Annotated in this window: 9 protein-coding genes; 5 read left to right on the forward strand and 4 right to left on the reverse strand. The window is 43.3% G+C overall.

Annotated elements, in window-relative coordinates:
* Positions 1-6: 6 nt before the first annotated feature.
* Entirely contained in the window at positions 7-912 is a 906-nt protein-coding gene (locus tag AB9H30_RS10905) for a LysR family transcriptional regulator (protein ID WP_371194696.1), read from the forward strand.
* A 139-nt stretch (positions 913-1,051) separates the two neighbouring features.
* On the opposite strand, the gene AB9H30_RS10910 is transcribed toward AB9H30_RS10905, so the two are convergent.
* Positions 1,052-1,174, reverse strand: coding sequence for a hypothetical protein (locus AB9H30_RS10910; protein WP_371194697.1), 123 nt, complete (start codon positions 1,172-1,174; stop codon positions 1,052-1,054).
* A gap of 271 nt (positions 1,175-1,445) precedes the next feature.
* Positions 1,446-2,573: a DcaP family trimeric outer membrane transporter gene (locus AB9H30_RS10915; protein WP_371194698.1), complete on the reverse strand. Its 1,128-nt coding sequence runs from the start codon at positions 2,571-2,573 to the stop codon at positions 1,446-1,448.
* 914 nt (positions 2,574-3,487) lie between these two features.
* Here AB9H30_RS10915 and AB9H30_RS10920 point away from each other — a divergent pair.
* The 3 genes from AB9H30_RS10920 to AB9H30_RS10930 all read left to right on the forward strand — a co-directional run bounded on the left by AB9H30_RS10920 (position 3,488) and on the right by AB9H30_RS10930 (position 8,322).
* Positions 3,488-5,674 (forward strand): exonuclease domain-containing protein, encoded by a 2,187-nt coding sequence (locus AB9H30_RS10920; protein ID WP_371194699.1) that lies wholly within the window; start codon positions 3,488-3,490, stop codon positions 5,672-5,674.
* A gap of 103 nt (positions 5,675-5,777) precedes the next feature.
* The gene (locus AB9H30_RS10925) at positions 5,778-6,050 is read left to right on the forward strand and encodes a TIGR03643 family protein (RefSeq protein WP_371194700.1); all 273 of its coding nucleotides are present in this window, start codon (positions 5,778-5,780) and stop codon (positions 6,048-6,050) included.
* 139 nt (positions 6,051-6,189) lie between these two features.
* The gene (locus AB9H30_RS10930) at positions 6,190-8,322 is read left to right on the forward strand and encodes a TonB-dependent receptor family protein (RefSeq protein ID WP_371194701.1); all 2,133 of its coding nucleotides are present in this window, start codon (positions 6,190-6,192) and stop codon (positions 8,320-8,322) included.
* Positions 8,323-8,484: 162 nt separating this feature from the next.
* Here the strand turns inward: AB9H30_RS10930 and AB9H30_RS10935 are convergent, their stop codons facing one another.
* On the reverse strand, positions 8,485-9,540 hold the full coding sequence (locus AB9H30_RS10935) for a purine phosphorylase (RefSeq protein ID WP_371194702.1): 1,056 nt from the start codon (positions 9,538-9,540) through the stop codon (positions 8,485-8,487).
* A 79-nt stretch (positions 9,541-9,619) separates the two neighbouring features.
* Here AB9H30_RS10935 and AB9H30_RS10940 point away from each other — a divergent pair, with 79 nt between their 5' ends.
* Positions 9,620-10,951: an NCS2 family permease gene (locus tag AB9H30_RS10940; RefSeq protein ID WP_371194703.1), complete on the forward strand. Its 1,332-nt coding sequence runs from the start codon at positions 9,620-9,622 to the stop codon at positions 10,949-10,951.
* A 268-nt stretch (positions 10,952-11,219) separates the two neighbouring features.
* Here the strand turns inward: AB9H30_RS10940 and AB9H30_RS10945 are convergent, their stop codons facing one another.
* On the reverse strand, positions 11,220-14,144 hold the full coding sequence (locus AB9H30_RS10945) for a TonB-dependent receptor (protein WP_371194704.1): 2,925 nt from the start codon (positions 14,142-14,144) through the stop codon (positions 11,220-11,222).
* Positions 14,145-14,590: the final 446 nt, after the last annotated feature.

Raw genomic sequence — 14,590 nt, forward strand, 5'->3', positions numbered from 1 at the left:
GGCCTCATGGCTAAAGCTGACGATATCTTTCTTTTTGTGAATGTTGTGGAAGAAGGTTCCTTTTCTAAGGTCGCTGATAAATTAGAATTAACCAACTCTGTGGTCAGTAAACGCATCAGTCGTTTAGAAGACGCGTTAAACGTGCAGCTCCTATATCGTACTACTCGTCGACTCAATCTTACTGAGGCCGGAAGCGCGCTTTATGAGCAAGCTAAGCTAGCAAAAACCATGTTAGAAAACGCCCAAAGCAATGTCACATCTTACTCAAATGAAATCAAGGGCAAGCTAAAAATCACCGCGCCTGCGGTTTCTGTAAGATTGGTCTTAAGTGCCGCCCTTGCTGAGTTTTGCAAGATATATCCCGATGTAGAAATCGAGCTTTCGGTTAGTAATCGCTTTGTGGATTTAGTTGCTGATGGTTTTGATTTAGCGATCCGCACAGCCGACTTAGCTGACTCATCTTTAGTCGCAAGACGACTGATAGATTCTCAATGGATTGTTTGTGCAACGCCGAAATATTTGCATGATCATGGTGCGATTTTGACGCCTAAAGACCTTCAACAACATCAATGTTTAATTTATAAAAATGAAGGGAGCGGACCTGAAACATGGAAATTTCACACCAAGGGGTTTGAAACAAATGTACAGGTTAAGGGACGTTTTCACACCAATAATTTGGATTCTCTGCGCCAAGCGGCTCTATCAGACTTTGGTATTGCTTACGTGCCTAGAGCACTCGTTCATGATGAATTGGTGAATGGAAAGTTAATAAATTTGCTGCAAAATTATGTTTCTAAGCATTTGGGGATCTATGCTGTGTACCCTAAATCTAAACAACCAGATAAAAAGCTTAAATGCCTCATCGAGCACTTAAAAGAGGCGTTTGAAGATAAGAAAGAATACTTCTATTAGCGTAGCGTGTGTATGCGGCGCAAGTGGGCCTAATTAGGCATATGGGACTTATGATATTAACACAACACTCACAACTGCTGCGTGCCCTGCCTTGCGACATCCTTCAGTAATATCATATATATCGCACTGTTAACGACAACTAGTAACCTAAGCTTGCCAATAAAGAAAGGACTAAACAAACCAGAGCTAGCTGACCAATTTTTGTGGCAAAGTCAGTCACTATGTCCATGATTTCTATAGATGTTTTATTAGATTGCTGCATATTCATCTCCGTAGTAATGATTCATTCCATGTGCTCCTTACATGGATACTTCATCGGCAATACTAATGATAAGTGAATCTAAGGCAATGGCTTTTTACGACCAAAATATGCAAGCAATTGTCTAGTAAAGGAATTTAATAATTGCACCATCTTTTTAACAACTATTTTTTTAATTGAAGGAGTTTTATACATCTTGCTTAATGTTAAGCAAAAAAAAGCCAGCAAAACGCTGGCTTCAAGTTACGACTGAAAATAACATCTAACAACTCATTTAGAAGGTCATTTTGGCTGAAAATTGTAGATAGTTTGAGTCGATTGCATCAAGTGCTGCGTCATCAATCGCATAATTACCAAACTCTAGCCCAACTTCTAAGTCTTCGTTAATATTCTCTAAGATATTAACCCCCCAATGAGAGCGATCACGATCTAAAATATCGGTCTGTGCAGCACCATAAAACACAGTAGAGCGCATGGTATCTGTCCAAAAATGACGATAGGAAACGGCATAGGCAATGGTACTTTCTACTTCGACTTCATCATTATCAGGGTTGGTTACAATATCAGGCGTCATGCCTGCTGCGACGTAGCGACCAGGGTCACCTACCGATACTTGGAAACGGAAGTCATCTTTACCCGATAGTTTTATTTTTGCAGCAATATTCCCAGCAATCGCCATTTCGTCTAAGCCGCCTTGGTCGACTTTACGCACTAATACACCCGCTGAAGCGACACCCCAGTCTCCACTTGCATTGTAACGAACAACAAAATCTGGAACAGATTCATCAGGATCCGCTTCTGCCCCGCTTAAACCGACTGCGCTAGCAGGTGTGCCACTATCGCCATCACCGTTAGTTTCTGGGTTTTCAATAGCAAACTGCCAGTTGCCGTACGTGTAGCGAATCTGCACATCACGCACGAACACTTCACCAACATGCGGTCCACCAAAATCTAGGGCCTCTGGAAGGGCATGAAGGGGCATAAATGTGCTCCAATTTTGACCAACCATCCAGTTTTTGTATTGAATATAGAATAAGCGTAAGCGGGGGTTAGAGGAGTTACTGATAACTTCGTTACCGCCGCCGCCGTACATATCTAATTCAAAAAAACCGCTCACGTCGCCGTGCGTAATTTTAAAGTTTAGACGCGACTCACGTATGTTAAAGCCCGTTTTATTAGTTTCAATAGCCTGCCCACCAGGTAAGTTGGCTACCCAATAGTCTTGATAACCAATGTCCCCATTTACATGTCTTACATCGACTTTTACATACCCGCCAATAGCAACCTTAGTGGTTTTATCGTCAACGGTAGAAGAAAAGATTTCTACTGCTTGCGCGCTTGTCGCACCCAAGCCAGAGATTACTGCTAGTGCGGCAATTGTTTTGCGAAATGTGTTGTTCATATGTCGTCCTATGTGTGTTGTGTGGAACTAAGCAATTGCGACTCAATGTAAAGAGGAGGACTGGCTTAATGAATAGGAGAAATAGAAAGAGTGTTTTTCCAAATCTCGTATGAGATTTTAGTATTACAACCATCGTCTAAGCATTTAAATTTAATTAAATTCATATATTTCAGATAGTTAAATTAATTAAAGATAAAAATCAGCGGTTTTTCTTTGAATGCAAACAAGATGTAAATTCCTTTTTACAGAATTGTTGATCGACCAAAGTCTCAGAGCTAAATGCCTGAAACCAAGCCAATTTCACGGAAACTAAACGACTTTCGACAGTATAAAGTGGGAATTAATCGTTTGTAGCATGTATCAATCTTCGCTGATCTCGTGCTTTGCGACCATCGTTTAATACCCTATGAACAGCGAAAAGCCGTACACAAAAAACTATCCTCGCAGACCCCGCCAAGGTTGCTGCGATTTTTGCAGGCGAACGATAGATTTGACCTTTCATCATCTGATCCCAAAAAAGATGCATCGGCGCACTTTTTTTAAGAAAAACTTTAATAAAGAAATCCTCGCTCAGGGCATCGACATTTGTCGCCTATGCCATGATGGCATTCATAGCACCTATACAGAAATGGAGCTGGCTAAACATTTTTGTACATTTGATCAACTCCAAAATGATCCAAAGCTTCGCTGTCATTTTGAGTGGGTTAGCAAGCAAAGAGTAAGCAAGTAGGCACTAATATAACAATGTTGCTCATTGCGCGAAATAAGTACTCGATTCAAGAAAAATTTAGACAACACGACTATTAACAAGCGTTTTTGCAAATATAACGAGCCGCCAATTTAATACTGTATTTTTAAACAGCAATTTCATACACTAAGCCGACTAAATTATTCACCTTTAAAAAGGTCAGCCGATGCGAAAGCTGCCTACATTTTACTATTTAACGCACTTTTACGAGTTTTTAGAATTTGTTGAGGGCCCTTGTGCGTCGCTATTGCACCCTCAACATCACGCTTTTTTAAATGCTTTTCATCAGGCAACGAAAGCACAACAGTGCACGCTGGTTAGATGCATCAATCGAAAAACCTCGGCAGTAAAAATTAGCTCCTTACGCTTTGCCGAATTACCCAACATTGCTGAGCTTATCGAGCAGTTAATTGACTTGGGCTGGCTAGCACACCCTGCGATAGAAGACATGCCTGACTGGTTGAACTGCCTGACGAAAGATGAACTTTACGAGGTATATTGCGAATCTGCGCAGACAGATACTCCCACGATCAACAAAAGCGCAGCCAAATCGACACTGCTTAGAGCATTTGATCATCTTCCGGAAGACGCATATGCACAATCAATGGCGGTGAATAGCTTCGTGATGCGCAAAGTCGATCCAATCATCGATTATTTTTTGTTCCTATATTTTGGCAATACAAAATCTCGATTAAATCAGTTCTCGCTGCGCGATCTTGGGGTAATGAATACACGCGAAGAGCAGGCCCAAATGCAAGCTAGGTTTGATTGTAAAGATGCGGCATTAAGCAGTTTTATGCTTTCTAAGTATTTATCGAAAGTCCGGCGTCAACCCCTCGATTCCTATCACATAGTCGAAGGTTTGCTTGCTCAACTTCCAAAAGCCCAAGGCGCAGCAGCACAAGAAAAACACAATGCAGCAGTTTACGAACTAGCCACCGGCATGTTGGACTTTAATCAAACAAAAGCGCTCAGTTTGTTAAAAGAAACGGAGTCTGAACAAGCGCAAGAAAAATGGTGTCGAGAAGCCTATAAAGTTCTCGATCCGAAGCTTGTGCAAACCCATTTAGAAAAAATTATCGACAATCCCATCAGTGACCGCCTGCTGGCCTTTGCTGAAGACTTTTTGGCGCGTAAATACCAACAAAAACGCACGAGTATACTCACCGATATGCTAAGAGAGGGAAATCAACATCTGCAACTAGATGAGGTACATAAAGGCGGGGTTGAGCGCGGCGTAATAGCATACTATGCACAACAAGAGATCACTGCTTACCGAACCGAGAATACGCTCTGGCGAAGCTTATTCGGCCTGGTCTTTTGGCAGGAACTTTTTGAGACCCCAGGCCTAGGACTCGCCACAGAGTTTGACGTCATGCCGATGTGTCTAAAGAAAAATAACTTTTATCAAGCTGCAGGCGAGGCAATACATCTCAAGCTAGATAGTCTCAAACAACCCAATGCATTGATGCGCTTGCTTCACAAAAACGCGACCCAATACTACGGCAAAAGACAGGGAATATTCCACTGGCGCAGTGACATGTTAGCGCAGCTGTCGATATTGGTTGAGCACCTTTCACCGAGTGCCATAATGGCTCAACTGCTGCGTATGAGCCAAGATTGGCAGGCCAGTCATGACGGGTTTCCAGATATCATGGTACTTGAAGCGGGCAAATTGCGGTTTGAAGAAATCAAGGGTGAAGGCGATGTACTGAGGCGAAATCAGCTAAGCTGCATCAAATCTTTACGCGACTGCGGATTTGATGTTCGTATCACCACCGTCGATTTTATTATTGACCCTAATCAGCCTTATGTTGTTGTAGACATTGAGACGACTGGCGGCCGAGCAGGTAATCATAAAATTACCGAAATTGGCATGGTAAAGATGCAGGCGGGCAAAATTATAGAGCGCTGGCAAAGCTTGATTAACCCTCAGCGCCGCATACCCTCAAATATTACGGCACTAACCGGCATCGATAATGACATGGTCAAAGATGCACCCATATTTGCTGACGTTGCTGATGAGGTAGAGAAGTTCACTCAAGACTGCATTTTTGTGGCTCATAATGTGAACTTTGATTACGGCTTTATCAAACAAGAGTTTGCGCAGCTAGAACGCTTTTGGAGGCGTCCAAAGCTGTGTACGGTTCAGCAAATGCGAAAATATTATAAAGGCATTAAATCATATTCATTAGCCAACCTTACACGGCATTTTGAGATTGATATGGAGCGTCATCATCGAGCTATGTCAGATGCAGTAGCCGCCAGCGAGCTTCTAAATTTAATTAACGAAAAACGATTTAGCCACATCAATCAAGCAAACATGAAAGGCTCTGTAAAGCAGGCTGTATAAGATCAAATACATAAATTGACCTTATGGGTAATCTGAATACGGCCGTTTGCGTAACAACTATTGATATCACTAATCAACAATAACTTGCACACCCTGAGGAAGCATGACAGACAAGCTCGCATTAAGCGAAACAGACAAATCTCGTGTGATTGAGATGGCTTGGGAAGACAGAACGCCCTTTGAAGCAATCGAGAGACTATATGGTTTGAGCGAGCCTCAGGTAATAGCGTTAATGCGCTCAAGTATAAAGCGCAAAACCTTCAACAACTGGCGCGAACGCGTCTCTGGCCGCAAAACAAAACACGGTAAACTTCGCAGCCCCGATGTATCTAGAGGCTATTGCTCTACTCAGTACAAGCCCGCACGAAAGCGCTAAACAGCAGCTACTTTATCCACCTGTAGCAATTATTTTCCAAAACACATATTAAAAAAAATTCTTTTGATCCCTTGCATTACATTTTAATGTAAATGACAATGATTGTTATTCGCATATATATTCAATAAGGGAGAATTAGATGTTTACACATACAACTATCGCAACGAGCATTGCGGCGGTCTTACTTATCAACTCGTTTTACACTAGCGCCGCAGTGCAGGCTGATCCTCAGCAAAGCGATATAGAGCGTATCGAAATTAAGGGCGACTCGGTCGCTAATCAGCCCTTTCCGTTCAATATCAGCGCCATCGAAGACGGAAAGATTTTAGCTGGTAAAAAAGTATCGGTAATTGATTTGCAACTGCAGCCTACTTTTGTTGAGCCTAACCTGCGTCAGGTTTTTTCTCGCTTGCCCGGCTTGTTTGTCTCCGACCAAAAAATTCCTAGTATCTACAATGTCAACTATCGTGGTTTAGGCAATCCACACGAGTCCGAGTTTGTCGCGTTTTACCAAAATGGCATTCCATTAGCGTCAGATATGTTCGGTTATGCAACTATTTATTACTTACCGCCTGCTCAGCGCATTCAAAGAGCGGAGTTTGTCAGAGGCGGTGCTGGCCTGCTTTATGGCCCGCAAATTGGACCAACTATTAACTTAGTCACCACCCGCGCGAGCGCCGACATTACAAACAGTGCATCGACTGAACACAGCATTGGTAGTGAGGGGTTTTACAGCACCTATAATGAAGTACGTTTTGCTCAAGGCGACTTTGGCTTTATGGCAAGTTTCGATCATCGCTCAGCAGATGGACCGCGCACCAATGAGGACTATGAAGTTAACTCAGGCTATATCGGTCTCGCTTACAAAGGATTTGAAGATGTCCGTATAGGCTTTGATTTGGACATTTATCAATCTGATTCAGGTGAAGCTGGTCGTCTAAGCTCTGCAGAATTTGCTGCAAATCGCAATTTGGTCAATACACCTTTTAACCGCATAGAAATAGATCGCGTCATCGCATCATTAACTTATGACCAGCAGCTAAGCCGCGATGCAACGTTAAATGGCAAGCTATGGTATTCATACCAAGACCGCTTCAGCCGACGCTCCGCTGAATTTATCGACCCGGCTGATGAGCCCACATCCACCAATATTGATCAGCAAGAATTTACCACGGTAGGCTTTGATCTTAGATATGCGCAAGCATGGGGTGCTGACCATATATTTACCCTTGGCACAACTTTGTATCGTGACGACAGTCCGCGTACTCGCTACGTAAGCAATACCATTCGTTCAAATGAACAACGACCGCAAGACTTGTTGTTTGACCAAGACAGGGTCATGACCTACTCAGCTATTTTTGTCGAAAACTTGTTTCGATTTGGCGATTTCAGCATTGCGCCCACCTTGCGATACGAGCGTGTCAATTATGACTTATTCGAACCACTCAAACGCGCTAGTTTGCAGCGCGACGCCATTGATATTGACCAAACAAACAATGAACTTTTATACGGTATTGGTGCCACCTATCGTCTGAATAGCTCAACTGAACTGTATGCCAACGTTTCAGAGTCTTATCGACCGCAGCGTTTTGATGATCTGGCTAATCCAAATGCGGAGCTTACCGGTGATAATGGTCCCGATATCTCAAGAGCACAAAATATCGAGGTTGGCTTTCGCTCAATGGTCATAGAAGGGCTCAATCTTGACCTCAGTTTATTTAGAATCGACTTTGAAGATAAAGTAGAGCAGATTCAGGTCAATATTGCAGACGTGCAGCGCATTAACACGGGTAATTCGCGTCATCAAGGCATCGAATTTAGCGCAGAATACGACTTCTTTCATCAGCAGGATAACGGCAACAGCTTCATCGCATTTGTAAATGGCTCACTGCTCGACGCTAGCATCACGCAAAGTAGCAACGCCACCCTCGTTGGCAACACACCAGGCTTTGCCCCCGACTACTTGCTGCGTGCAGGCTTTATTTATAATCAAGATAAGGTAAACGTGGCTTTAACGGCGACCTTGGTTGATGAGCAATTTTGGCAAGATTCGAATCTGTCGCGCGGCACAGGTTTTGAGCAAATCGATGCTGAAATACCGGCCTACCAAGTACTCGATTTGAGTGCCGATTATGCAATTAATCAATCATGGTCAATACAGGCTGGAATAAACAATCTTTTAGATGACAACTATTTTAGCCGGATCAGAAATGACGGGATTGAGCCGGCGGCAGAGCGCACGATTTATTTGGGCTTCAGGTACCAAATGTAACTGTGATTTAGCTGGATAAACACAATAAAAACTGAAGGCACAGAGCTTTGCGCTGTGCCTTCAGTGGCTTTGTCACCATCCAGTTTTAAGCGAATACAATTTTCTTATATTCCGCCAACCATCGTGCTTCGCTAACATAAGTTTTTGTTTAAGCGCAAGCGTTTACTTAACTAATTCGTCTAGGATCCCAATAAGCAGTTTTGTTCCGGTACCAGAAGCAATCGCATCAAACACGTCTTCTTCGTTTTGCCCATGTTGACCACCGGCAAGGTCACTGACTGAACGAATGATCAACCAGTCAACCTCGTTAACAAAACATACCATTGCCACTGCCGCAGACTCCATTTCTGTCACCTGCGCGCTATACACAGCTTCCAACCAAAGTCGATATTGTGCGTTATCTGCAAACACCGAACCGGTGACGCCATTTCCACCAATGGCAACCTTAATCGCTTTTCCCGAAGGCATTTGAATGGGTGGCATGTTCTTTACAGCATTGCGAGCATGCCTCAGCAAAGGCTCTGATGCGGTAAAATAGGGGGTTTTTCTTGGCTTGTCCCAGCCCTTCTTTACAATAGAAACTTCGTCTGGAAACAACCATCCAAAATTTTGATATTTAGGCGCATGAGGATCTATTCTCTCTCTTGCTTTATATCTTTCTAGGGCAGCAATATAATCGCCCGGCAATACATATTGATTATTTTCGCTAAGAATAGGCTGCGCTGGCCCAGACTTATTATTTGCTGGGTTCGGGGCCGGATTAACATACACAGACTCGTCATGAAAATACCATCGCTCTGGGATAGCAATATCGCCTGGTTCGAATATAGGGTTTATTGCGCCTGCAACCCCCATCATTAAGACCGTGTCGATCGGAAAGTAATCCAGTGCCATCTGCATTGTCATAGCCGCATTGGGCACACTAATGCCCGTGGTAAAAATGATGATGGGCTTGTCTTTGTATGTACCAAGCTGATAGCGAATACCTTTAATATTCATTACTCTATCAATACTGGCATCGGGCATCGCAGAAAACGCGCTATCAATTGCCTTAATTTCAGGCTCATAAGCGGTGACGATTGCCGTCCATTTTTTTTGACCTGTAAAATCTCTGGGGCCGAAATCCTGCGCGCTGGCCTGATAAGTGCTGAATAAAAGACTCAGACATACGCCAAATATTAAAGCAAAGCGCCAAAAAAGAGCGGGTACTCGATGCATTTTCAGTTATCCTTGTGCATTAAAATATCTACGCCGTTAAGCATATCACTACTGAAAGCAAAAATACTTAGGACTGAGCATGATAGAGCGCTTCTTAGAACGCACATTTTCCCTCTCGCTTCACAACACCACTATCAAAACAGAGGTGATTGCTGGCTTAACCACCTTCGCGGCAATGTCGTATATCTTAATTGTTAACCCCAGTATTTTAGGTTTGAGCGGCATGCCCGTCGCTGGCCTAATTACCGTAACTGCACTTGCAGCCTGTTTAGGCACTTTATTAATGGCCTGGCGCACGAACTATCCCATCGCAATGGCACCCGGTATGGGCCTAAACGCCTTTTTCGCATTTACCATTTGCATGGCAAGAGAAATCCCTTGGGAAGCAGCGTTAGGCATTGTGTTTTACAATGGTGTGTTGTTTTTACTGTTGACGCTCTCTGGCCTGCGACAAAAAATTGCAGGTGCCATTCCAGCGGCCTTAAAAATCGGCGTACAGTGTGGAATAGGTTTGTTCATTGCTTTTATTGGCTTAAAAAATGCAGGCTTAATTGTGGCCAACCCTGCTACGTTTGTGGCACTCGGTGATTTGTCTGAGCCCGCCGTATTACTTGCGTTCATAGGCATTATTGTCACTTTGGTATTGGTGTCAAAAAACGTGACCGGGGCTGTCCTCATTTCTATTGTACTGCTCAGTGTAGCGGGTATTTTTATAAGTACTGAGAGCGGACAGCTTACGCCGATCCCCAGCGCTATTGTTGGTCTTCCTGCACCTATATCAGAGACCTTTTTTGCTATGGATTTGCTCTATCCCATTGTTAACTTTGCTACCACGTGGGATCTTATTTTTGCACTAATGTTCGTGAATATGTTCGATACGATTGGCACGCTGATTGGGGTGTCTAAGCGCGCTAATTTGGTTGACGATAAGGGCAACCTACCTAAGCTCGGGCAAGCAATGAGTGCTGACGCGTCTGCTGGTGTGATTGGCGCAGCACTGGGAACCTCACCTGTGACTAGCTACGTAGAATCTGCCGCAGGCGTTGCTGCCGGCGGGCGTACTGGATTAACCGCGGTGGTCGTGGCGATATGCTTTTTACTTGCACTGTTTTTATCGCCATTGATGCAAGCGGTGCCGCTAATGGCCACTACTCCGGCACTGGTCATGGTGGGTATTTTTATGATGGATGCAATCAAAGAACTCGATTTTGATGACTTCCCCAGCGTTGCCACGGCTACGGTTGCATTAATTGCGATGCCGCTTACCTTTAGTATTAGCGAAGGGATCGCTTTGGGCTTTATCGTCTATGTTGGGATGCGTGTTGGCATAGGAGAATATAAAAAGGTCAGCATGCTCACGTACTTAATGGCCTTTGTGTTTCTCGCTCGTTATTTATTTGATTTAAAATAAAATTACCGAGGTCAAATCTACTCGCCAATTATTACTTTACGTAATAATGAATAGTACCTTGAGCCCGTTTGAGCACTACTCTAAAGACCGGCACCATAAATAAATGGTTCGGATGCTATGAACAGCTTAAAACTGCAAATTGTGAGACCGATATCAAGACGAAGAAGTGTTAGGCAAGATACTATAGACAGCAATACTATCGTCGACATAAAAAAGGGATGCGCATTAGAATGGCATCCCTTTTTTATTATTGTACGCTTACTCGATACTAGAAACGATAGCTAGCACCTAGGGTAATACGACGGTCTGGAAGACCTACAAAACATAGTAAGGTATTATCAGCAACGCAGTATTGGTCAATGCGCTCTTCGGTTAGGTTGACCGCTTCAATACCAATATTTAACTGCTCATTTACGTCATAATTAATACTTGCGTTAAGTTGCCCTCTGTCGGCTGTAACCGCAGGGAAACTAAGCGTACTACTTCCACTGGTGTTAGCGCCGCCTGCGAAATCTTGCGTGCGGAAGGCCTCACGCCATGTATAACGCATACGCGCTGAAATACCATATTTCTCGTAGTACAAGGTAAAGTTGTAAGCCGTTTCTGAGAAGTCTAGTAAGCCGCGCTCAATGCTAACATCGCCTAACACGGTTAGGCCGCGACCTGAGGTAGTATCAACAATCGAACCACCAGAGAAATCTTGAATAGTATAGTTTGCTACCACACCAAAACCAGATGCCCAACCTAAGTCATCTTCAAAACCTGAAAGGTCATACTGAACAGCCATTTCAATACCGGTTTGAGTCGTTGTTTCTGGGTCGTTACCCGGAGTAGACTTGTCTACACACAAACCAAGAGTATTAGGATCGCCTAATACATTTGGCACTACAATCGGATTAAAGATACCGCCGCCAGGACAATTAGGATCTGTTTCACGATTGAAACCACCCGAGCCATTAGGAGTCAATAGCGCGCCCTCAAAATCATTGCCAAAGATGTTCGTACGCTCTTTTCTAAAGTAACCAACACTGACAACTGCAGCCTCAGCAAAGTACCATTCAACACCAATGTCAAAAGAAGTCACTTCTTCTGGCTCTAAACCAGGGTTACCTAGTGCAATTGCAGAGTTTTCTTGAGTATCTCTAGTAAAGCCGGTGCCCAGCTGATTAAAACCAGGACGTCTAACATCCATGCCATAACCGATACGAACCAATACATCATCATGAGGGGTTACCACGACGTTAATTCTAGGAAGGATAAAATCGTAACTTCCACTAGTGGTTTCAAGCGCACCTTCAGGATTAAAGCCAGTCGAGTCAATGTCAGTTTCAATATAACGTACGCCAAAGTTACCGCGCACCATTTCGCCAAATTCAAAATTTGCTTGGGCATAAAGTGCAGTGGTGGTTTCGTCAATTGAACGGAAAGCCGTATCATTTGAACGCAAGTTTAAAATATCGGGGCTGTCTGGGTCATGCGCAATGACCGCATTTTGTAGTATATCGATCACGCCCTGAGGATCGCTAAATGCGCGGTCTGGATCTATAAGTAAGAAATCTGAAATAAATAAGCTTCTACCGTCTCCGTCGCCAAAGTTGTTTGGACCTCTAACAAGCAGCTCTGAAAATAGCGCGCCATTTGGGCTATCAACCATTTGACTGAACCCACCAATATTATCTGCTACATCTTGAAATTCATGTGAAGATTTGTTGTAACGCACACCGAAATCAATCGAATTAATATAATCAATTTGGTCAACGAAATATTCAAAGTCAACCCGCAATGCATTCTCTTTGTTATCGGTGGTGTCACGACCCACAATCACCTGGTCTAACACAACATTATTAGGGTTTGTTAAATCTTCTGGGGCGGGTGCAAATGGTGAATCAAAGTTGATGCCAAATGCCAGTGAATTACCCGACAAATCATATCTAAAGGGTACACAGTTATCGTTACTTGATGCGTCTAGCGGGCAACCAGGGTTGATAAAGTTTAATGTAGTACTCAGATTGGGGTTAACTGTATCAGCGCTAGAAGAAGAGATTTCAGCGCTGATCTTTAAATTGTCGCCCTGCCATTCACCACCTAGCACAAACACTTCGCTGTCTGTAACGCGTGCACCAGTATCGCTTGAGAAACGTAAATTTGGATCATCATCATCAAGGTCTAAGTCTGGCTCAATGTTGCCGATAAGGGCCGCTTGAAAAGAGCCGATATTTGTACCACCAATGGTGCCATAATTAATCGTTTCGAAAGCAGAGGGAATGCTGCCTGGAGCGTTTCGCAGCTCAGCCACACCAGATGCTTGCAGTCGGTAAGCGTCTTGGCTACGTTCTTGTTTGTTGATAATCGCATCGAAGTAAAACTTCATGTTATCGTTGGGCGCAAACTCGAAGGTGGTTGCAAGGTTAGTTGTCTCGTAGTCATTGTTTTCTTGCTCTTGTACTAAGAACTGAATGCCTTGAAATTGGCTACCATCCGGGAGCGTTGCTAGATTGTCACGGTCAGCACGAGGGCGAAATGAAACCGCTTCTTGTTCAGTATAACTTCCGCTGATAACAAAACCGAATCGACCTGCATCCGTTTCCCAGTTGTCGCCGAAAGCGCCAGAAAAACGGGGTGATGCGCTTTCAGTACTCAAGCTACTGTCTTCATATTGCACGCGAATCTTTGCAAGTGAGTCGGTCAGTTCAAGTGGGCGTATAGTACGCAAGTTGATGGTACCACCTACAGAGCCTTCAATTGTGCTAGCTTCTGGCGCTTTGGTCACTTCAACTGCAGCAATAATTGCGGGGTTAATGTCTTCAAAGCTTATGCCGTTACGACCAGCACCTGAACCTACCGTGGATACACCGTTAATTTCGACACGGTTAGCGTTTGAACCACGTATTTGCACACCCGTGCCAACACCGGCGGTACGAGTAATTTGAATACCGGTAATATTTTCAAGTACTTCTGCTAAGTTTTGGTCAGGAAGCTTACCAATATCATCTGCGATGATAATTTCGGTTAAGTTGTCAGTATTGCGTTTTTCATTAAGGGCACTTACTAATGATGAACGAATACCAGACACTTCTATAATTTCAGTGCCCGCATCTGCTGCCGGCGCTTCTTGAGCATTTACCGTGGCAGTATAGTTTATTGCCGATGCAGACAGCAGCGCCAAGGTTATTTTAGAAAGTTTGTGTCCCATTGGTTTTCCCCGTGTGTGTTGTGTTGTGTGTTCTCTCATAACCCTTTGAACATCGACGATTATCGGGTCTGTTGTGACTACAATCTCCGATTAATTGTAAAATGTTGGTAAGTTTTATGTTAAAGCCAGTAATTAATATAAACATACTACAATTTAATTGGTAATGCCACTTTGCCATATTACCAATCTATGTATCTCGAACTTTTGACCACTAAATTTAATTTTTACTAAACAAATGTGAGCAATAATTAACCTTAGTTTTACAATTAAATCGCCAGAGGTCAACCTTTTGGTTTATCAATTTACCTTAAATCTTCCACATTAAGTTATTACCAATATGTAATTCAAACTAAAACTGCCTATATAACGGCTAAAATCAATCAAGATTTTTTCTGATAATTTATAATGTTTAGGAATTTATCTATATGATATAAAAGCACTTAAAA

Origin of the sequence: Glaciecola sp. SC05, from assembly GCF_041380235.1 — a bacterium.
Classification (GTDB): domain Bacteria; phylum Pseudomonadota; class Gammaproteobacteria; order Enterobacterales; family Alteromonadaceae; genus Glaciecola.